Annotated in this window: 29 protein-coding genes; all 29 read right to left on the bottom strand. The window is 62.0% G+C overall.

Annotated elements, in window-relative coordinates; all coding sequences use genetic code 11:
- Positions 1-43: 43 nt before the first annotated feature.
- The 29 genes from rpsD to rpsL all read right to left on the bottom strand — a co-directional run bounded on the left by rpsD (position 44) and on the right by rpsL (position 17,364).
- Complete coding sequence (gene rpsD / locus ORK51_RS03025) at positions 44-673, bottom strand: 30S ribosomal protein S4 (protein ID WP_019186164.1); 630 nt, start codon at positions 671-673, stop codon at positions 44-46.
- Positions 674-687: 14 nt separating this feature from the next.
- Positions 688-1,077 carry a 30S ribosomal protein S11 gene (gene rpsK / locus ORK51_RS03030; protein WP_017355427.1) on the bottom strand — a complete coding sequence of 130 codons (390 nt, stop codon included), beginning with the start codon at positions 1,075-1,077 and terminating at the stop codon, positions 688-690.
- Between the two features lie 12 nt (positions 1,078-1,089).
- Positions 1,090-1,446 carry a 30S ribosomal protein S13 gene (gene rpsM, locus ORK51_RS03035; protein ID WP_019186163.1) on the bottom strand — a complete coding sequence of 119 codons (357 nt, stop codon included), beginning with the start codon at positions 1,444-1,446 and terminating at the stop codon, positions 1,090-1,092.
- 345 nt (positions 1,447-1,791) lie between these two features.
- Positions 1,792-3,147, bottom strand: a complete 1,356-nt coding sequence (secY, locus tag ORK51_RS03040; RefSeq protein WP_019186162.1) for a preprotein translocase subunit SecY — start codon at positions 3,145-3,147, stop codon at positions 1,792-1,794.
- 3 nt (positions 3,148-3,150) lie between these two features.
- Positions 3,151-3,594 carry a 50S ribosomal protein L15 gene (gene rplO / locus ORK51_RS03045; protein ID WP_019186161.1) on the bottom strand — a complete coding sequence of 148 codons (444 nt, stop codon included), beginning with the start codon at positions 3,592-3,594 and terminating at the stop codon, positions 3,151-3,153.
- A 4-nt stretch (positions 3,595-3,598) separates the two neighbouring features.
- Positions 3,599-3,790: a 50S ribosomal protein L30 gene (gene rpmD, locus ORK51_RS03050; protein WP_019186160.1), complete on the bottom strand. Its 192-nt coding sequence runs from the start codon at positions 3,788-3,790 to the stop codon at positions 3,599-3,601.
- Positions 3,783-4,322 (bottom strand): 30S ribosomal protein S5, encoded by a 540-nt coding sequence (rpsE, locus tag ORK51_RS03055; protein ID WP_019186159.1) that lies wholly within the window; start codon positions 4,320-4,322, stop codon positions 3,783-3,785. The genes rpmD and rpsE overlap by 8 nt, the downstream gene beginning before the upstream one ends.
- A gap of 158 nt (positions 4,323-4,480) precedes the next feature.
- Complete coding sequence (rplR, locus tag ORK51_RS03060) at positions 4,481-4,834, bottom strand: 50S ribosomal protein L18 (RefSeq protein ID WP_019186158.1); 354 nt, start codon at positions 4,832-4,834, stop codon at positions 4,481-4,483.
- Positions 4,835-4,865: 31 nt separating this feature from the next.
- Positions 4,866-5,393, bottom strand: a complete 528-nt coding sequence (gene rplF, locus ORK51_RS03065) for a 50S ribosomal protein L6 (protein WP_070426689.1) — start codon at positions 5,391-5,393, stop codon at positions 4,866-4,868.
- 18 nt (positions 5,394-5,411) lie between these two features.
- Positions 5,412-5,810, bottom strand: coding sequence for a 30S ribosomal protein S8 (rpsH, locus tag ORK51_RS03070; RefSeq protein ID WP_019186156.1), 399 nt, complete (start codon positions 5,808-5,810; stop codon positions 5,412-5,414).
- 263 nt (positions 5,811-6,073) lie between these two features.
- Positions 6,074-6,379 carry a 30S ribosomal protein S14 gene (gene rpsN, locus ORK51_RS03075; protein ID WP_019186155.1) on the bottom strand — a complete coding sequence of 102 codons (306 nt, stop codon included), beginning with the start codon at positions 6,377-6,379 and terminating at the stop codon, positions 6,074-6,076.
- 18 nt (positions 6,380-6,397) lie between these two features.
- Positions 6,398-6,940, bottom strand: a complete 543-nt coding sequence (rplE, locus tag ORK51_RS03080; RefSeq protein ID WP_019186154.1) for a 50S ribosomal protein L5 — start codon at positions 6,938-6,940, stop codon at positions 6,398-6,400.
- An 11-nt stretch (positions 6,941-6,951) separates the two neighbouring features.
- Positions 6,952-7,269, bottom strand: a complete 318-nt coding sequence (gene rplX / locus ORK51_RS03085) for a 50S ribosomal protein L24 (RefSeq protein ID WP_017355416.1) — start codon at positions 7,267-7,269, stop codon at positions 6,952-6,954.
- A 16-nt stretch (positions 7,270-7,285) separates the two neighbouring features.
- On the bottom strand, positions 7,286-7,654 hold the full coding sequence (gene rplN, locus ORK51_RS03090) for a 50S ribosomal protein L14 (RefSeq protein ID WP_019186153.1): 369 nt from the start codon (positions 7,652-7,654) through the stop codon (positions 7,286-7,288).
- Positions 7,655-7,667: 13 nt separating this feature from the next.
- Positions 7,668-7,937, bottom strand: coding sequence for a 30S ribosomal protein S17 (gene rpsQ / locus ORK51_RS03095; protein ID WP_019186152.1), 270 nt, complete (start codon positions 7,935-7,937; stop codon positions 7,668-7,670).
- An 11-nt stretch (positions 7,938-7,948) separates the two neighbouring features.
- Positions 7,949-8,134: a 50S ribosomal protein L29 gene (rpmC, locus tag ORK51_RS03100; protein ID WP_019186151.1), complete on the bottom strand. Its 186-nt coding sequence runs from the start codon at positions 8,132-8,134 to the stop codon at positions 7,949-7,951.
- Positions 8,134-8,547, bottom strand: coding sequence for a 50S ribosomal protein L16 (rplP, locus tag ORK51_RS03105; RefSeq protein ID WP_019186150.1), 414 nt, complete (start codon positions 8,545-8,547; stop codon positions 8,134-8,136). The genes rpmC and rplP overlap by 1 nt, the downstream gene beginning before the upstream one ends.
- A 5-nt stretch (positions 8,548-8,552) precedes the next feature.
- The gene (rpsC, locus tag ORK51_RS03110; RefSeq protein ID WP_019186149.1) at positions 8,553-9,287 is read right to left on the bottom strand and encodes a 30S ribosomal protein S3; all 735 of its coding nucleotides are present in this window, start codon (positions 9,285-9,287) and stop codon (positions 8,553-8,555) included.
- A gap of 17 nt (positions 9,288-9,304) precedes the next feature.
- Complete coding sequence (rplV, locus tag ORK51_RS03115) at positions 9,305-9,640, bottom strand: 50S ribosomal protein L22 (RefSeq protein WP_017355410.1); 336 nt, start codon at positions 9,638-9,640, stop codon at positions 9,305-9,307.
- A 12-nt stretch (positions 9,641-9,652) separates the two neighbouring features.
- A complete protein-coding gene (rpsS, locus tag ORK51_RS03120) occupies positions 9,653-9,922 on the bottom strand; it encodes a 30S ribosomal protein S19 (protein WP_019186148.1) in 270 nt (89 codons plus the stop codon).
- 6 nt (positions 9,923-9,928) lie between these two features.
- On the bottom strand, positions 9,929-10,756 hold the full coding sequence (gene rplB / locus ORK51_RS03125) for a 50S ribosomal protein L2 (RefSeq protein WP_017355408.1): 828 nt from the start codon (positions 10,754-10,756) through the stop codon (positions 9,929-9,931).
- Positions 10,757-10,766: 10 nt separating this feature from the next.
- Positions 10,767-11,066, bottom strand: a complete 300-nt coding sequence (rplW, locus tag ORK51_RS03130) for a 50S ribosomal protein L23 (RefSeq protein WP_019186147.1) — start codon at positions 11,064-11,066, stop codon at positions 10,767-10,769.
- Positions 11,063-11,668, bottom strand: coding sequence for a 50S ribosomal protein L4 (gene rplD, locus ORK51_RS03135; protein ID WP_019186146.1), 606 nt, complete (start codon positions 11,666-11,668; stop codon positions 11,063-11,065). Before rplD ends, rplW begins: the two co-directional genes overlap by 4 nt.
- 12 nt (positions 11,669-11,680) lie before the next feature.
- Positions 11,681-12,331, bottom strand: coding sequence for a 50S ribosomal protein L3 (rplC, locus tag ORK51_RS03140; RefSeq protein ID WP_019186145.1), 651 nt, complete (start codon positions 12,329-12,331; stop codon positions 11,681-11,683).
- An 11-nt stretch (positions 12,332-12,342) separates the two neighbouring features.
- Positions 12,343-12,654, bottom strand: a complete 312-nt coding sequence (gene rpsJ / locus ORK51_RS03145) for a 30S ribosomal protein S10 (protein WP_010341589.1) — start codon at positions 12,652-12,654, stop codon at positions 12,343-12,345.
- Between the two features lie 333 nt (positions 12,655-12,987).
- Positions 12,988-14,178 carry an elongation factor Tu gene (gene tuf / locus ORK51_RS03150; protein WP_019186113.1) on the bottom strand — a complete coding sequence of 397 codons (1,191 nt, stop codon included), beginning with the start codon at positions 14,176-14,178 and terminating at the stop codon, positions 12,988-12,990.
- Positions 14,179-14,231: 53 nt separating this feature from the next.
- On the bottom strand, positions 14,232-16,373 hold the full coding sequence (gene fusA / locus ORK51_RS03155; protein ID WP_019186123.1) for an elongation factor G: 2,142 nt from the start codon (positions 16,371-16,373) through the stop codon (positions 14,232-14,234).
- A 136-nt stretch (positions 16,374-16,509) separates the two neighbouring features.
- Positions 16,510-16,977, bottom strand: coding sequence for a 30S ribosomal protein S7 (gene rpsG / locus ORK51_RS03160; RefSeq protein WP_019186122.1), 468 nt, complete (start codon positions 16,975-16,977; stop codon positions 16,510-16,512).
- Positions 16,978-16,989: 12 nt separating this feature from the next.
- A complete protein-coding gene (gene rpsL / locus ORK51_RS03165; protein WP_017356008.1) occupies positions 16,990-17,364 on the bottom strand; it encodes a 30S ribosomal protein S12 in 375 nt (124 codons plus the stop codon).
- Positions 17,365-17,368 lie beyond the last annotated feature (4 nt).

Raw genomic sequence — 17,368 nt, forward strand, 5'->3', positions numbered from 1 at the left:
TCCTGCGAACCTCCGGTGTGACCCGGAGGTTCTCCAATGTGAATTACTTCGAATACAACTCGACGATCAGCGCTTCGTTGATATCCGCAGGCAGGTCCGAACGATCCGGCACGGCCTTGAAGATGCCGGCGAACTTGCCGGAATCAACTTCAACCCACGACGGACGCAGGTCATGCGTGGCAGACACGGTCAGGGCTTCCTGAACGCGCAGCTGCTTGGCAGCCTTCTCGGACAGAGCGACGGCGTCGCCAGCCTTGACCTGGTACGAAGCCAGGTTGACCGACTTGCCGTTCACGGTGACGCCGCGGTGCGAGACCAGCTGACGGGCAGCCGGACGGGTCACAGCGAAGCCCATGCGATAGACGACGTTGTCCAGACGGGTTTCCAGCAACTGCAGCAGGTTCTCGCCGGTGTTGCCCTTCTTGGTCGAGGCCTTCTTGTAGTAGTTGCGGAACTGACGCTCCAGCAGACCGTAGATACGCTTGACCTTCTGCTTTTCGCGCAGCTGGGTAGCGTAGTCGGACAGCTTGCCCTTACGGGCAGTGGCGCCGTGCTGGCCGGGCTTCTGCTCCAGCTTGCACTTGGAGTCCAGCGCACGGGCCGGGCTCTTGAGGGAAAGGTCGGCGCCTTCGCGGCGGGCGAGCTTACAGGTAGGACCGATATAACGAGCCATTTCTTATCGCTCCTTTAGACGCGACGCTTCTTCGGCGGACGGCACCCGTTGTGCGGGATTGGCGTCACGTCGATGATGTTGGTGATCTTGTAGCCCACGTTGTTCAGCGAGCGCACGGCCGACTCACGACCCGGACCCGGGCCCTTGATGCGGACTTCCAGGGACTTGACGCCGTAGTCGAGCGCGGCACGGCCGGCCTTCTCGGCAGCCACCTGGGCAGCGAACGGGGTGGACTTACGCGAACCGCGGAAGCCAGCGCCACCGGAGGTCGCCCACGACAGAGCGTTGCCCTGACGGTCGGTGATGGTCACGATGGTGTTGTTGAAAGAAGCATGGACGTGGGCGACGCCGTCAGTGACGACGCGCTTGATCTTCTTCTTGGTCTTAGCGACGGGCTTAGCCATTTCTTAGGTCCCTTACTTCCTGATCGCCTTGCGCGGGCCCTTGCGGGTGCGGGCGTTGGTACGGGTGCGCTGGCCACGAAGCGGCAGACCGCGACGGTGACGCAGACCGCGGTAGCAGCCCAGGTCCATCAGGCGCTTGATCGCGATACCGATTTCACGGCGCAGATCGCCTTCCACGATGTACTTGCCGACTTCGAGACGCAGACGCTCGATTTCCGGCTCCGACAGATCGCGGATCTTGGTGGTCGAGGTCACGCCTGCGGCGTCGCAGACCTTCTTCGAACGGGTACGGCCGATGCCGTAAATGCTTTGCAACCCGACCCAGACGTGCTTCTGGGCTGGCAGGTTGACGCCTGCAATACGCGCCATGACGCGGTTCTCCAGCTGAGTGATGGCCGACAGCGCACCATGGGCGCGCCAATCCGGCAGGATGGATCAAAAAAGTGAACTAGCGATTCTATCAAGGTCTCGGTTTACTGGGAAGCCCGTGGAACCTTGAGGTTCCATGGACCCGGCGTGGGGAGTGTGCCCATGCTCCGGCGCCGGATGTCGTTGACTGCAGAGGTTGCCCTCGCCGCCGCCCGCGCTACTCCCGCGCGGGACCACCACATCACACCCCCACCCGAAACCGCTGCAGGGGCCGCCCTTCGATTTGGAAGGCCAGTCCGGGAACCGGAGGGCCTTCACAACAAGAAGACTAGTGTAACAGGTCAATCAGCCGCGGGCAAAACCGCCGCGGTTGCCGCCCTTCAGGTTGGCCTTCTTCAACAGGCTCTCATACTGGTGCGACATCAGGTGCGCCTGGATCTGGGCGATGAAGTCCATCACCACCACCACCACGATCAGCAGCGAGGTGCCGCCGAAGTAGAACGAGGCGCCCAGCTGGGTGCGCAGGATTTCCGGCAGCAGGCAGACAATCACCAGGTACAGCGAACCGGCAGCCGTCAGGCGGGTCAGCACGGCATCCACGTAGTCGGCGGTGGCCTTGCCCGGACGGATGCCCGGAATCAGCGCGCCCGACTTCTTCAGGTTGTCGGCGGTTTCCTGCGAGTTGAACACCAGCGCGGTGTAGAAGAACGCAAAGCCACTGATCAGCGCAGCGAACACGATCATGTGCAGCGGCTCGCCCGGCCCGAGGGCGTTGGCGACCTTCTGCAGCCACGTGGCCGAGCTGGCCTGGCCGGACCACATCGCCAGCGTCGTCGGGAACGCCAGGATGCTTGAGGCGAAGATGGCCGGGATCACGCCCGCCATGTTCAGCTTCAGCGGCAGGAACGAGGTCTGGTTCATGTACGCGTTGCGGCCGCCCTGGCGACGTGCGTAGTTCACCGTGATGCGGCGTTGGCCGCGCTCGACGAACACCACGAAGTAGGTGAAGGCCAGCACCACCAGCACGATCAGCAGCAGGGCGATGAAGCTCATGTTGCCGTCGCGGTAGGCTTCCACGGTGTGGATGACCGCGCCCGGCAGGCCGGCCACGATGCCGGCGAAGATGATCAGCGACACACCGTTGCCGATGCCGCGCTCGGTGACCTGCTCACCGACCCACATCAGGAAGATGGTACCGGCGGTCAGCGCGACGATGGCGGTGAGCACGAAGCCCATGCCCGGTGCGTAGACGACCGGGGCACCGCCCGGGGAGACCTGGTTCTGCAGCGCCAGCGCGATGCTGCCGCCCTGCACCACCGCCAGCAACACGGCGCCGATGCGGGAATATTGGGTGATCTTGCGACGACCCGATTCACCCTCCTTCTGCATCGATTTCAATGCCGGGAAGATGTGGACCGCCAGCTGCATCACGATGGATGCCGAGATGTACGGCATCACGTTCAGCGCGAAAATGCTGAAACGGTGCAGGGCGCCGCCCGAGAACATGTTGAACATGTCCACGATGCCGCCGCCCTGCGCCTGCATGAGCGCAAGCATGGCATCGGGATTGACGCCAGGCACCGGCACATAACAGCCGATGCGATAGACGATCAATGCCCCGATGACGAACAGCAGGCGCTGGCGGAGTTCCGTGAACTTGCCGAGCCCGCCGCCGAGGTTACCAATGCCAGCTTGCGCCATGTCTTACTCCTGTACGCTGCCGCCGGCAGCTTCGATCGCGGCCTTGGCACTGGCCGTTGCAGCGACGCCCTTCAGGGTGAAGGCCTTGGTCAGGTCACCCTTCATGACGATCTTGGCACGCTTGGCGGTGCTCGGGACCAGCTTGGCAGCGCGCAGCGCGGCAAAGTCGATCTCGCCGGCTTCCAGGCGTTCCAGCTGGTAGGACAGCACTTCAGCGGTGTCCTTGGCGATCTTGGAACGGAAACCGACCTTCGGCAGACGACGCTGCATGGGGGTCTGGCCGCCTTCGAAGCCTGCCTTGATCTTGCCGCCACCCTTACGGGCGAACGAACCCTTGTGGCCGCGGCCGCAGGTCTTGCCCAGGCCGGAGCCGATACCACGACCGACGCGGGTGCGCTCTTTACGAGCGCCCGGTGCCGGGCTCAATTCATTCAGATGCATGGTCATTGGATTATTCCTCAACCTTGACGAGGTAGTGGACCTTGTTGATCAGGCCGCGAACCTGCGGGCTGTCCTTCAGTTCACGCACATCGTTGAGCTTGTTCAGGCCCAGGGCACGCACCGACAGGCGGTGACGCGACTGGGTGCCACGCAGGCCAGCCACCAGGCGGACCTTGACGGTCTTGACGGTTTCATTAGCCATGGTTGAGATCCTCCACCTTCTTGCCGCGCTTGGCCGCGATGCGGACCGGCGACTGCATTTCGGTCAGACCCTTCAGCGTGGCGCGAACCAGGTTGATCGGGTTACGCGAACCGACGGCCTTGGCCAGCACGTTCTTGACGCCAACGGCTTCCAGGACGGCGCGCATGGCACCACCGGCAATCACACCGGTACCTTCGGAGGCCGGCATCATGAACACGCGGGCTGCGCCGTGGCCGGACTTCACCGGGTGCCACAGGGTGCCGTTGTTCAGATCGACGGTGGCCAGGTTCTTGCGAGCCTGTTCCATCGACTTCTGGATCGCGACCGGCACTTCACGCGCCTTACCGTAACCGAAGCCGACCTTGCCTGCGCCGTCACCGACCACGGTCAGTGCGGTGAAGGTGAACTGGCGGCCGCCCTTGACGGTCTTGCTGACGCGGTTGACCGCGACCAGCTTTTCGATCATGCCGTCGTCGACTTTCTCTTCGCGGCGATCGCGATCGCGACCCCGCTGCTGACGTTCTTCTGCCATGTTGATTCCTTGATTGATTGAGTATGTACGGCTCAGGGCCGCTTATAGCTGTGAGATGGAGCGGTGATTCGAGCGCCCCTGCAGAAGAAGGACGTCGCCCGGCGCAACCCGCGCCGGCAGGCAGGCGGAAGCGGGGACCAGCCCCGCTTCCTTATCCCTTAGAACTGCAGGCCGCCTTCGCGGGCTGCATCAGCCAGTGCCTTGATGCGGCCGTGGTAGCGGTAGCCCGAGCGGTCGAAAGCGACCTTCTCGATGCCCGCAGCCTTGGCGCGCTCGGCGACCAGCTTGCCAACCTTGGCGGCGGCGTCGCTGTTCTTGCCGTTCTTCAGGCCTTCCTTGACGTCGGCCTGGGTGGTGTTGGCAGCTGCCAGCACCTTGGAGCCGTCGGCGGTGAAGACCTGGGCGTACAGGTGCTGACCGGTGCGCAGCACCGACAGACGCGGCACGCCGAGCACACGGATGTGGGCACGGGTCGACTTGGCACGACGCAGACGAGCGATGTTCTTGTTCATGATCTTTTTCCTTGAAAGCTGAGGGCGTGAGTTACGCCTTCTTGGCTTCCTTACGAATGATGACTTCGCCGGCGTACTTCACACCCTTGCCCTTGTAGGGCTCCGGCGGACGGAAGCCACGGATCTTGGCGGCAACTTCGCCAACGCGCTGCTTGTCGGTGCCCTGGACCAGCACTTCGGTCTGGGTCGGGGTCGAAATGGTGATGCCTTCCGGCGCCACGAACAGGACCGGATGCGAGAACCCGAGCGACAGGTTCAGGTCCTTGCCCTGCATGGCGGCACGGTAACCGACGCCGACCAGCTCGAGCTTGCGCTCGAAGCCTTCGGTCACGCCGTGGACCATGTTGGCCAGGATGGCGCGCACGGTGCCGGTGAGGGCGACCAGCGAGGCATCGTTGGCGGCCAGGGTGGCAACGCCGTTGTCGACAGTGATTTCAACGCCAGCAACCTTGGTAAGCGACAGGGTGCCCTTCGGGCCCTTCACGCTGACGGATTCCGGCTGGATGTTCAGTTCAACGCCCTTGGGCAGGTTGACTGGCTTCTTGGCTACGCGGGACATAGTTGTTTCCTTCTCGCCTTAGGCCACGAAGCACAGGACTTCGCCGCCGACGCCCAACTGGCGCGCCTGCGCATCAGTCATGATGCCCTTGGAGGTGGAGATGATGGAGATACCCAGGCCGTTGAGGACCTTCGGCAGCTCGGACTTGCCACGGTACTGGCGCAGACCCGAACGCGAGAAGCGCTTCAGGGTCTCGATGACCGGCTTGCCTTCGAAATACTTCAGGACGATTTCAAGCTCGGCCTTGTTGTTCTCGATCTTGGTCACGCGCAGATCGGTGATGTAGCCTTCGGCCTTCAACACCTCTGCGATTGCCACCTTGATCTTGGACGACGGTGCTTTCACCGTCTGCTTGCCAACCGCGGCCGCATTCTTGATGCGTACCAGCAGATCGGCGATGGGATCAGTCATGCTCATAGTCGATACCTTTGAGTGCACCGATATCCGCTTTCGCGAAAATCTTGTGTCTACCTGGGATGGGCCAGGGCCCTTGTTGCCTGTTCAGCGGACCAACGGCCCGCTCTACGCCAGCCCCCGTGACGGAGCAAGACGCGGGAGTATACGGCAAAAAGAGCCCGACTTGCGTCGGGCTCCCTTAATCCGGGATCAGGACCGGAAAACCGGCCCCTCTCCCCTGCCCCGTGCCGTGAAGGCGCGCGGCAGTGGAAGGGACGAATCCCTTACCAGCTGGCCTTGCGCAGGCCCGGCACGTCGCCACGCATGGTGGCTTCACGCAGCTTGTTACGGCCCAGGCCGAACTTGCTGTACACGCCACGCGGGCGGCCCGAGAGCTCGCAACGGTTGCGGTGACGGCTCGGCGACGAGTCGCGCGGCAGCTTCTGCAGCTTGATGACGGCCTCGGCCTTTTCGTCGTACGACGCGGTCGTGCTGGAGATGATCTTCTTCAGCTCTTCACGCTTGCCGGCGTACTTGACGGCCAGCTTCGCACGCTTGAGGTCGCGGTTGACCATGGAGGTCTTTGCCATTTCGGATTCCTCGACGTATCAGTTACGGAACGGGAACTTGAACGCTGCGAGCAGCGCCTTCGCTTCCGCATCGGTCTTGGCGGTGGTGGTGATGGCGATATCCATGCCGCGGATCGCGTCGACAGCGTCGAAGTCGATTTCCGGGAAGATGATCTGTTCCTTCACACCCATGTTGAAGTTGCCGCGACCGTCGAAGGAACGACCCGAGACACCACGGAAGTCGCGCACGCGCGGCAACGAGATGTTGATCAGACGGTCCATGAACTCGTACATCTTTTCACGACGCAGCGTGGTCTTGCAGCCGATCGGCCAACCATCGCGGATCTTGAACGATGCCACCGAGACGCGGGACTTGGTCACGATCGGCTTCTGACCGGAGACCTTGGCCATATCGGCGACGGCATTTTCCAGGATCTTCTTGTTCGTGGCTGCTTCGCCGACACCCATGTTCAGGGTGACCTTGACCAGCTTCGGAACCTGCATCGGATTGGTGTAGCCGAACTGCTTCATCAGCGCCGGCACCACTTCTTCCTTGTAAAACTTTTCGAGACGGGAATTCATCAGCTCATTCCTCAGGCGTCGAGCGCCTCACCGCTGGAGCGGAACACACGCAGTTTGCGTCCATCCTCCAGCACCTTGAAGCCAACGCGCTCGCCCTTGCCCGAAGCCGGGTTCAGCACATTCACGTTGGAGATATGGATCGACGCTTCACGCTCGACCACGCCGCCGGCAACGCCTGCCTGCGGGTTCGGCTTGGTGTGGCGCTTGACGATGTTCACGTTGGCGACGATCACACGATCGCCGTCGACGCGGACGACTTCGCCCTGCTTGCCCTTGTCCTTGCCGGTGTTGACGACGACCTGGTCGCCCTTCTTGATACGGTTAGCCATGATTATCTCCTGGCGCTCACAGAACTTCGGGAGCGAGCGAGACGATCTTCATGAACTTCTCGGAACGAAGTTCACGGGTCACCGGTCCGAAGATGCGGGTGCCGATCGGCTCTTGCTTGTTGTTGAGCAGGACCGCGGCGTTGCCGTCGAAACGGATCAGCGAGCCGTCGGCGCGACGCACACCCTTGCGGGTACGCACCACGACGGCGTCATACACTTCACCCTTCTTGACTTTGCCGCGCGGGATTGCGTCCTTCACGGTGACCTTGATGATGTCGCCGATGTGGGCATAACGGCGCTTGGAACCACCCAGCACCTTGATGCACATCAGTTCCTTGGCACCGGAGTTGTCCGCGGCGTCGAGGTAGCTCTGCATCTGGATCATGATTCAGATCTCCTTATTCAGCCGCACGCGTGATGACTTCCACCACGCGCCAGTTCTTGGTCTTGGACATCGGAGCAATCTCGGCCACGCGCACGACATCACCTTCGTTGCAGGTGTTGTCGGCGTCGTGTGCGTGCAGCTTGGTCGAACGCTTGATGTACTTGCCGTACAGGGCGTGCTTGACCAGGCGCTCCACCAACACGGTGACCGTCTTGTCCATCTTGTTGCTGACGACACGGCCTTCGACCGTGCGCAGCGTCTTGCTGTCGTTGTTATCGCTCATCGCGGCCATCCTTACTTGGTGCTGCCGAGCAGGGTCTTGACGCGAGCGATCTCGCGACGAACCCGGCGGGTTTCGTGGGTCTTCGGCAGCTGGCCAGTGACCTGCTGCATACGGAGCGAGAACTGCTCCTTACGCAGGTCGATCAGGTGGCTCTTCAGGTCGTCAGCCGACTTTTCGCGAAGTTGTTTGATATCCATCAGAGCACCGTCCGGGTCACGAAAGTGGTGGTCACGGAGAGCTTGGCGGCAGCCAGGCGGAACGCCTCACGTGCCACGTCTTCTGCGACGCCTTCGATTTCATAGATCATGCGGCCGGGCTGGATCTGGGCTACCCAGTACTCCACGTTGCCCTTACCAGAACCCATTCGGACTTCGATGGGCTTCTTGGTGATCGGCTTGTCGGGGAACACTCGGATCCACATCTTGCCGCCGCGCTTGACGTAGCGGCTGATCGAGCGGCGGGCCGCTTCGATCTGACGCGCGGTCAGCTGACCATGAGCGGTTGCCTTCAGGCCGTACTCGCCGAAGCTGACGGCGTTGCCGCTCCAGCTCAGACCATCGTTACGGCCCTTGTGTACCTTGCGGTATTTGGTTCGCTTGGGTTGCAACATTGTCGTTACCTCGCTTCACGAGCCGGGCGCGACGGACGGTCACCGCGGTCGCCGCGATCGTTACGATCGTTGCGCGGGGAGTCGTCCTGCTTTTCCTGGCCAACCTGGGAGAAATCGAAGACTTCGCCCTTGTAGATCCAGACCTTGATGCCGATGATGCCGTAGGTCGTCTTGGCTTCAGCGAAGCCATAGTCGATGTCGGCACGCAGCGTATGCAGCGGCACGCGGCCTTCGCGGTACCACTCCGAACGGGCGATTTCCGCGCCGTTCAAGCGGCCACCGACGTTGACCTTGATGCCCAGGGCACCGAGGCGCATCGCGTTGCCGACCGAGCGCTTCATCGCGCGGCGGAACATGATGCGACGCTCCAGCTGCTGCGCGATCGACTCGGCAACCAGCTGTGCGTCCAGCTCGGGTTTACGCACTTCGGTGACGTTGATGTGCGCCGGGACGCCCATCATTTCGCTCACTTCCTTGCGCAGCTTCTCGATGTCCTCACCGCGCTTGCCGATCACCACGCCCGGACGGGCGGTGTGGATCGTCACGCGAGCGGTCTTTGCCGGACGCTCGATCAGGATCTTGCTGATGCCGGCCTGCGCAAGCTTCTTGCGCAGCATGTCCCGCACCTTCAGGTCGGCTGCCAGATAACCAGCGAACTCGGCCTTGTTGGCGTACCACTTGGAGTTCCAGTCCTTGGAAATGCCGAGGCGGATACCAATCGGATGAACTTTATGACCCATGGTGTTTTCCTTTCCGCTTACTTGCCGGCGCCCACAACCACAGTGATGTGGCTGGTGCGCTTGAGGATGCGGGTGCCGCGGCCTTTCGCCCGCGCCATGAAACGCTTCAGGGTCGGACCTTCATCTACCATGATGGTCTGTACCTTCAGCTCGTCGACGTCGGCGCCCTGGTTGTTCTCGGCGTTTGCAATAGCCGACTCCACCACCTTCTTGATCAGGTGGGCAGCCTTCTTGTCCGAGAACTTCAGCAGGTTGACCGCACGCTCGGCCGGCAGGCCACGCACCTGGTCAGCGACCAGGCGGGCTTTCTGCGCAGAGATGCGCGCGGAGCGCAGGATTGCTTTCGCTTCCATTGTCATCTCTCCTTACTTGCCCGACTTCTTGTCACCACCGTGACCCTTGAAGGTCCGGGTGATGGCAAATTCGCCGAGCTTGTGGCCGACCATGTTCTCGTTGACGAGCACCGGAACGTGGTTCTTACCGTTATGAACGGCGATGGTGACGCCTACCATTTCCGGCAGGATCATCGAACGGCGCGACCAGGTCTTGATCGGCTTCTTGCTACCCGCAGCGGCTTCCACCTTCTTGATGAGGTGGTGATCGACAAACGGGCCCTTCTTGAGTGAACGTGCCATGGTCGATTAGCCCCTACGATCGCGGACGATGAATTGCTGGGTGCGCTTGTTATGGCGCGTCTTGTAACCCTTGGTCGGGACACCCCACGGGGTGACCGGATGCGGGTTGCCCTGGCCGGCCTTCGCCTCACCACCACCGTGCGGATGGTCAACCGGGTTCATGGCAGCACCACGAACGGTCGGGCGGACACCACGCCAGCGCTTGGCGCCAGCCTTGCCCAGCTTTTCCAGGTTGTGTTCGTCGTTACCGACTTCACCGATGGTGGCGCGGCACTCGACCGGCACCTTGCGCATTTCACCCGAGCGCAGGCGCAGGGTGGCGTAGATGCCTTCACGAGCGACGAGCTGCACGGCAGCGCCGGCGGCACGCGCGATCTGTGCACCCTTGCCCGGCTTCAGTTCGATGCCGTGGACAGTGGTACCGACCGGGATGTTGCGCAGCGGCAGGGTGTTGCCGGTCTTGATCGGCGCATCCGAACCCGCGATCACCTGGTCACCGGCCTTCAGGCCCTTCGGTGCGATGATGTAGCGGCGTTCGCCGTCGACGTAGCACAGCAGGGCGATATGGGCGGTGCGGTTCGGATCGTATTCGATGCGTTCCACGCGCGCCGGAATGCCTTCCTTGTTGCGCTTGAAGTCGATGACACGGTAGTGCTGCTTGTGACCACCACCCACGTGACGGGTGGTGATGCGGCCGTGGTGGTTACGACCACCGGACTTGCTCTGCGGCTCCAGCAGCGCGGCATGCGGCGCGCCCTTGTGCAGATCGGGCGTGACCACGCGCACGGCCGAACGGCGGCCGGGAGAAGTGGGTTTGAATTTCATCAATGGCATGGGATGGACCTCAGGCCTTGGCCGTTACATCGATGGACTGGCCATCGGCGAGACGCACGTACGCCTTGCGCCAATCGCCGCGGCGGCCGGTGCGGTTACGGAAGGACTTGTTCTTGCCCTTCACGTTCAGCACGTTGACCGACTCGACCTTGACGTCGAACAGCTGCTCGACCGCGGCCTTTACATCGGCCTTGGTGGCTTCGTTCGAAACTTCGAAGACATACTGGTTGGAATGTTCCTGCAGGCGCGCGGTCTTTTCGGAGACTCGCGGAGCGCGCAGCACGCTGAAGACTTTTTCGTTGCTGCTCATGCCAGCCACTCCTCGACCTTCTTGACCGCATCAGCGGTGATGACGACCGTGTCGGCACCGACCAGCGACACCGGGTCCAGGCCCTGCACGTCACGCACTTCCACGTAGGGAATGTTGCGCGCCGACAGGTACAGGTGCTCGGAAGCATCTTCGGTGACGATCAGCGGACGCTTGCCCACTTCCAGGCCGGCCAGCTTGGCGATCAACGACTTGGTGTTGGTCGCTTCGACATCGAAGGACTCCACGATCGTCAGACGGCCCTGGCGGTTCAGCTCGGACAGGATCGCGCACATGGCTGCACGGTACTGCTTACGGTTGACCTTCTGCTCGAAGCTGCGCGGCTTGGCCGCGAAGGTGACACCGCCGCCGATGAAGATCGGAGCCGTCAGTGCGCCATGACGCGCGCCGCCGCCCTTCTGCTTCTTCGACTTCTTGGTGGTACCAGCCACTTCAGAGCGAGTCTTCTGTGCCTTGGTGCCGGCGCGACCGGCGTTGCGGTAAGCAACGACGACCTGGTGAACCAGATCTTCGCTGAAATCGCGACCGAACACGGCATCGGAGACCGAGACCTTGTTGTTGCTACCCGTGATAACGAGTTCCATCGTCATCTCTCCTTATGCCTTGCTAGCCGGACGAACGATCACGTCACCACCCGCTGCGCCCGGAACGGCACCACGGATCGCGATCAGACCACGCTCGACATCGACCTTCACCACTTCCAGGTTCTGGGTGCTCTGCTGCACCGAACCCATGTGGCCGGACATCTTCTTACCCGGGAAAACGCGACCCGGGGTCTGGCGCTGGCCCAAGGAACCCGGCGCGCGATGCGACAGCGAGTTACCGTGGGTTGCATCGCCCATACGGAAGTTGTAGCGCTTGATGGTGCCCTGGAAGCCCTTACCCTTGGTGACACCCTGGACGTCGACCTTCTGGCCAACTTCAAAGATGTCCGCCTTGACTTCGCCGCCGACGGCGAAATCGCCGAGCTGCGCGTCTTCAACGCGGAATTCCCACAGGCCACGGCCCGCGTCGACCTTCGCCTTGGCGAAGTGACCGGCTTCCGGCTTGTTGACCAGGGCAGCGCGACGCGCGCCGACGGTCACCTGCACGGCGCTGTAGCCGTCAGCTTCGACGGTCTTGATCTGCGCGATGCGGTTCGGGGTGGCTTCAATCAGGGTTACCGGGATGGCCTGGCCATCTTCGGTGAACACGCGGCTCATGCCAGCCTTGCGGCCCACGAAGCCCAACGAATATTTCTTCGTCATGGTCGTAGTCCTCAGGTCAGCTTGATCTGAACGTCGACGCCGGCAGCCAGTTCGAGCTTCATCAGCGCGTCCACGGTCTTGTCGTTCGGGTCAACGATATCGAGCACGCGCTTGTGCGTGCGGGTCTCGTACTGGTCACGCGCGTCTTTGTCGACGTGCGGGGAGACGAGAATGGTGTAACGCTCGATCTTGGTCGGCAGGGGGATCGGGCCACGCACTTGCGCGCCGGTCCGCTTTGCCGTTTCTACGATCTCGCTGGCCGAACGGTCGATCAAACGATGATCGAACGCCTTCAGCCGAATCCGGATCTTTTGGTCCGCCATGACGGTGGGTTCCTTCGTTAAAAGAGCGACGGACAAGGCCTCTGGGTTGCCTTGTCCCATGAATATCCTGAATGCAGACGCCGCACATTCCTGCGCGGCGACAAGATCTTTCCGTAGACCTCAAAAATCGAGGCAGACCGGTTTCCCGATCTGCCCAGACAAAAAGTATAGCGCGCATACAAGTTGGCAGTCAACAGGGTCACTGTTGACAAAGCCTGAATGGCGCGACCCTTCCTGGTCTGGGGAACACGAGGTGCATCCTGCGCCTCTTTTCCCATTTAATTACGCCCCGATGCCCTACCCAGGCAACATCGGGGCGCAGATTCTAGCAGATTACTCGAGGATCTTGGAGACCACGCCGGCGCCGACGGTACGACCGCCTTCACGGATGGCGAAGCGCAGACCTTCGTCCATTGCCACCGGGTTGATCAGGGTGACAACCATCTTTACGTTGTCGCCCGGCATCACCATTTCCACACCTTCCGGCAGTTCGCAAGCGCCGGTGATGTCGGTGGTACGGAAGTAGAACTGCGGACGGTAGCCCTTGAAGAACGGGGTGTGGCGGCCGCCTTCATCCTTGGACAGGACGTAGACTTCGGCGTCGAACTTGGTGTGCGGCTTGATCGAACCCGGCTTGGCCAGGACCTGGCCACGCTCGACGTCGTCACGCTTGGTGCCGCGCAGCAGCAGACCGGCGTTGTCACCTGCCTGACCCTGGTCCAGCAGCTTGCGGAACATTTCCACGCCGGTCACGGTGGTCTTCTGGACCGGACGGATACCGACGATTTCGATTTCTTCGCCGACCTTGATCACGCCGCGCTCGATACGACCGGTCACCACGGTGCCGCGGCCCGAGATCGAGAACACGTCTTCCACCGGCATCAGGAAGGGCTTGTCGACGTCACGCTCCGGGGTCGGGATCCAGCTGTCGAGGGCTTCGACCAGCTTGATCACGGCCGGCACGCCGATCTCGCTCTGGTCGCCTTCCAGCGCCAGGCGGGCCGAACCCGAGATGATCGGGGTGTCGTCGCCCGGGAAGTCGTACTTGCTCAGCAGCTCGCGGACTTCCATTTCAACCAGTTCCAGCAGCTCGGCGTCATCGACCATGTCCGCCTTGTTCAGGAAGACGACGATGTACGGCACGCCGACCTGACGCGACAGCAGGATGTGCTCGCGGGTCTGCGGCATCGGGCCGTCAGCAGCGGAGCAGACCAGGATCGCGCCGTCCATCTGGGCAGCACCGGTGATCATGTTCTTGACGTAGTCAGCATGGCCCGGGCAATCGACGTGGGCGTAGTGACGAACGGTGGATTCGTATTCGACGTGCGCGGTCGAGATCGTGATGCCACGTGCCTTTTCTTCCGGCGCGGCGTCGATCGCGGAGTAATCCTTGAATTCGCCACCGAAGCGCTCGGCACCGATCTTGGTCAGTGCAGCGGTCAGCGTGGTCTTGCCGTGATCGACGTGACCGATGGTGCCGACGTTGACGTGCGGCTTGGTGCGCTCGAACTTACCCTTTGCCATTGTTGTATACCTTGGATATCAGAAAAGAATGAGGTGGAGTCCTGAGCTTATGCTCAGGACTTCTTGACCACGGCTTCGGCGATGTTCGACGGAGCCGGCTCGTAATGGTCGAATTCCATCGTGAACGTTGCACGACCCTGGGTCTGCGAACGCAGCGAGGTCGCGTAGCCGAACATTTCACCCAGCGGAATCATCGCATTGATGATTTCAGCCGAACCGTCACCGGTCACGCTCGAACCCTGCAGCATGCCGCGACGACGGCTCACGTCGCCCATCACGTCACCCTGGTAATCGCTCGGGGTCACGATCTCGACCTTCATGATCGGCTCCAGCAGGACCGGCTTGGCCTTGGAGAAGCCCTGCTTGAAGGCCATCGAGGCGGCCAGCTTGAACGCCATTTCCGAGGAGTCGACGTCGTGGTACGAGCCGAACACCAGCTTGACCTTGACGTCCACGACCGGGAAGCCCGCCAGCGGACCGCTGGTGATGGTTTCGCGCAGACCCTTTTCGATCGACGGAATGAATTCCTTCGGAATCACGCCACCGGTGATGTCGTTGATGAACAGGAAGTCGTCCTTGATCAGCGGCCCGATCTTCGGGTCGGCGCGATCTTCGGCGGTGATCGGCGACAGCTCGATCACGACGTGACCGTACTGACCCTTACCACCGGACTGCTTGGCGTGCTTGTAGTCCGACTTGACGTCCGCGGCCTGGATGGTTTCGCGGTAGGCCACCTGCGGCTTGCCGACGTTGGCTTCAACGTTGAACTCGCGCTTCATGCGGTCAACGATGATGTCCAGGTGCAGCTCACCCATGCCCGAGATGATGGTCTGGCCGGATTCTTCGTCGGTCTTGACGCGGAACGACGGATCTTCCTGCGCCAGACGGCCCAGGGCCAGACCCATCTTTTCCTGGTCGGACTTGGTCTTCGGTTCGACGGCCATCGAGATCACCGGCTCCGGGAACACCATGCGCTCCAGGATGATCGGATGGTCCTGCGAGCACAGGGTGTCGCCGGTGGTGGTGTCCTTCAGACCCACCGCCGCGGCGATGTCACCGGCCAGCACTTCCTTGATTTCTTCGCGATCGTTGGAGTGCATCTGCAGGATGCGGCCGATGCGCTCCTTCTTGCCCTTCACCGAGTTCAGCAGCTGGTCGCCGGCGTTCAGCGTGCCCGAGTAGACACGGAAGAAGGTCAGCGCGCCGACGAACGGGTCGGTGATGATCTTGAAGGCCAGGGCCGAGAACGGCGCCTTGTCATCGGACTTGCGGCTCAGCGCAACGGTTTCATCGTCGACGTCGGTACCGGTCACGTCCGGCACGTCGATCGGCGACGGCAGCAGCTGCACCACGCCGTCCAGCATGGCCTGCACGCCCTTGTTCTTGAACGCCGAGCCGCAGTACATCGGCACGATGTCGGTGGCCAGGGTGCGCACGCGCAGGGCTTCGACGATTTCGGCCTCGGTCAGCTCTTCGCCGCCCAGGTACTTTTCCATCAGCTCTTCGCTGGCTTCAGCCGCAGCTTCGATCATGTAGGTGCGGGCCTCTTCGGCCTCCGCCTGCATGTCCGCCGGGATCTCCAGGTACTCGAACTTCATGCCCTGCGAGGCTTCATCCCAATGGATGGCCTTCATCTTGATGAGGTCGACCACGCCCTTGAAGTTATCTTCGGCGCCGATCGGCAGCTGCATCGGGACGGCGACAGCACCCAGCTTGGCCTTCAGCTGGCCAACGACCTTGGTGAAGTTCGCGCCGGTGCGGTCCATCTTGTTGACGAACGCAATGCGCGGCACCTTGTAACGGTTGGCCTGGCGCCACACGGTTTCCGACTGCGGCTGCACGCCACCGACGGCGCACAGCACGAAGACGGCACCGTCGAGCACGCGCAGCGAGCGCTCCACTTCGATGGTGAAGTCGACGTGCCCAGGGGTGTCGATGATGTTGAAGCGGTGCTCCGGCAGGGACTTGTCCATGCCCTTCCAGAACGCGGTGGTGGCAGCGGACTGGATCGTGATGCCACGCTCCTGCTCCTGCTCCATCCAGTCCATGGTGGCAGCGCCGTCGTGCACTTCACCGATCTTGTGGCTCTTGCCGGTGTAGAACAGGATGCGCTCGGACGTGGTGGTCTTGCCGGCATCGATGTGGGCCATGATGCCGAAATTGCGGTAACGCTCGATGGGAGTGGTGCGGGCCACGGGAGCCTCTCAATTTCTTGGAATTCGGATGGCCGAACGCCGCCTTTCGGCGGCCTTCGGATTGGCGCGGCACCCCAGGTGCCGCGGGGCAGCACCTAGATGGTGCTGCCGTGCCTGTTTTGCAAGGCCGTCAAACTCACCAGCGGTAGTGCGCGAAGGCCTTGTTGGCTTCGGCCATGCGGTGGGTTTCTTCGCGCTTCTTGATGGCGCCACCACGATTTTCCGAGGCGTCCAGCAGTTCGGCAGCCAGCTTCTTCGGCATGGTGTTCTCACCACGCTTGCGCGCCGAGTCGATCAGCCAACGCATCGCCAGTGCCATCTTGCGCGAGGAACGCACTTCGACCGGCACCTGGTAGGTGGCACCACCGACGCGGCGGGACTTGACTTCGACCGACGGAGCCACGTTTTCCAGAGCCTTCTGAACCAGCTCGACGGAATTCGGGTTCTTTTCGCCGATCACGTCCATGGCACCGTAGACGATCTTTTCAGCGACCGACTTCTTGCCGCTCAGCATCACCATGTTGATGAAACGAGCGATGGTTTCACTTCCGTGCTTCGGATCCGGCAGGACAGAGCGCTGCGGCGTATTACCTTTACGAGACATGTGTACTTTCCCTTAGCTCTTCGGACGCTTGGCGCCGTACTTGGAACGGCCCTGGCGACGCTTGGCAACGCCGGAGGCGTCCAGCGAGCCACGCACGGTGTGGTAACGCACACCCGGCAGATCCTTGACGCGACCGCCACGGATCAGGACCACGGAGTGCTCCTGCAGGTTGTGGCCTTCGCCGCCGATGTAGCTAATCACTTCTTCCTGGTTGGTCAGGCGAACCTTGGCAACCTTGCGAAGCGCCGAGTTCGGCTTCTTCGGAGTGGTGGTGTACACGCGCGTGCAGACGCCACGGCGCTGGGGGCACTTATCGAGGGCCGGGGAGGCACTCTTATAAGTGGTTGCCTGCCGCGGCTTGCGGACAAGCTGATTGATCGTCGCCATCAGT

It is taken from the genome of Stenotrophomonas sp. RIT-551 (assembly GCF_026241915.1).
Classification (GTDB): Bacteria; Pseudomonadota; Gammaproteobacteria; order Xanthomonadales; family Xanthomonadaceae; genus Stenotrophomonas; species Stenotrophomonas bentonitica_A.

Bases quoted from the DNA above. Each gene is read 5' to 3' on its own strand.
- rpsD (WP_019186164.1), bottom strand. From the start codon at position 673: ATGGCTCGTTATATCGGTCCTACCTGTAAGCTCGCCCGCCGCGAAGGC.
- rpsK (WP_017355427.1), bottom strand. From the start codon at position 1,077: ATGGCTAAGCCCGTCGCTAAGACCAAGAAGAAGATCAAGCGCGTCGTC.
- rpsM (WP_019186163.1), bottom strand. From the start codon at position 1,446: ATGGCGCGTATTGCAGGCGTCAACCTGCCAGCCCAGAAGCACGTCTGG.
- secY (WP_019186162.1), bottom strand. From the start codon at position 3,147: ATGGCGCAAGCTGGCATTGGTAACCTCGGCGGCGGGCTCGGCAAGTTC.
- rplO (WP_019186161.1), bottom strand. From the start codon at position 3,594: ATGACCATGCATCTGAATGAATTGAGCCCGGCACCGGGCGCTCGTAAA.
- rpmD (WP_019186160.1), bottom strand. From the start codon at position 3,790: ATGGCTAATGAAACCGTCAAGACCGTCAAGGTCCGCCTGGTGGCTGGC.
- rpsE (WP_019186159.1), bottom strand. From the start codon at position 4,322: ATGGCAGAAGAACGTCAGCAGCGGGGTCGCGATCGCGATCGCCGCGAA.
- rplR (WP_019186158.1), bottom strand. From the start codon at position 4,834: ATGAACAAGAACATCGCTCGTCTGCGTCGTGCCAAGTCGACCCGTGCC.
- rplF (WP_070426689.1), bottom strand. From the start codon at position 5,393: ATGTCCCGCGTAGCCAAGAAGCCAGTCAACCTGCCCAAGGGCGTTGAA.
- rpsH (WP_019186156.1), bottom strand. From the start codon at position 5,810: ATGAGCATGACTGATCCCATCGCCGATCTGCTGGTACGCATCAAGAAT.
- rpsN (WP_019186155.1), bottom strand. From the start codon at position 6,379: ATGGCAAAGACCTCCATGGTCAACCGCGACCTCAAGCGTGCGAAGCTG.
- rplE (WP_019186154.1), bottom strand. From the start codon at position 6,940: ATGAATTCCCGTCTCGAAAAGTTTTACAAGGAAGAAGTGGTGCCGGCG.
- rplX (WP_017355416.1), bottom strand. From the start codon at position 7,269: ATGGCTAACCGTATCAAGAAGGGCGACCAGGTCGTCGTCAACACCGGC.
- rplN (WP_019186153.1), bottom strand. From the start codon at position 7,654: ATGATCCAGATGCAGAGCTACCTCGACGCCGCGGACAACTCCGGTGCC.
- rpsQ (WP_019186152.1), bottom strand. From the start codon at position 7,937: ATGAGCGATAACAACGACAGCAAGACGCTGCGCACGGTCGAAGGCCGT.
- rpmC (WP_019186151.1), bottom strand. From the start codon at position 8,134: ATGGATATCAAACAACTTCGCGAAAAGTCGGCTGACGACCTGAAGAGC.
- rplP (WP_019186150.1), bottom strand. From the start codon at position 8,547: ATGTTGCAACCCAAGCGAACCAAATACCGCAAGGTACACAAGGGCCGT.
- rpsC (WP_019186149.1), bottom strand. From the start codon at position 9,287: ATGGGTCATAAAGTTCATCCGATTGGTATCCGCCTCGGCATTTCCAAG.
- rplV (WP_017355410.1), bottom strand. From the start codon at position 9,640: ATGGAAGCGAAAGCAATCCTGCGCTCCGCGCGCATCTCTGCGCAGAAA.
- rpsS (WP_019186148.1), bottom strand. From the start codon at position 9,922: ATGGCACGTTCACTCAAGAAGGGCCCGTTTGTCGATCACCACCTCATC.
- rplB (WP_017355408.1), bottom strand. From the start codon at position 10,756: ATGCCATTGATGAAATTCAAACCCACTTCTCCCGGCCGCCGTTCGGCC.
- rplW (WP_019186147.1), bottom strand. From the start codon at position 11,066: ATGAGCAGCAACGAAAAAGTCTTCAGCGTGCTGCGCGCTCCGCGAGTC.
- rplD (WP_019186146.1), bottom strand. From the start codon at position 11,668: ATGGAACTCGTTATCACGGGTAGCAACAACAAGGTCTCGGTCTCCGAT.
- rplC (WP_019186145.1), bottom strand. From the start codon at position 12,331: ATGACGAAGAAATATTCGTTGGGCTTCGTGGGCCGCAAGGCTGGCATG.
- rpsJ (WP_010341589.1), bottom strand. From the start codon at position 12,654: ATGGCGGACCAAAAGATCCGGATTCGGCTGAAGGCGTTCGATCATCGT.
- tuf (WP_019186113.1), bottom strand. From the start codon at position 14,178: ATGGCAAAGGGTAAGTTCGAGCGCACCAAGCCGCACGTCAACGTCGGC.
- rpsG (WP_019186122.1), bottom strand. From the start codon at position 16,977: ATGTCTCGTAAAGGTAATACGCCGCAGCGCTCTGTCCTGCCGGATCCG.
- rpsL (WP_017356008.1), bottom strand. From the start codon at position 17,364: ATGGCGACGATCAATCAGCTTGTCCGCAAGCCGCGGCAGGCAACCACT.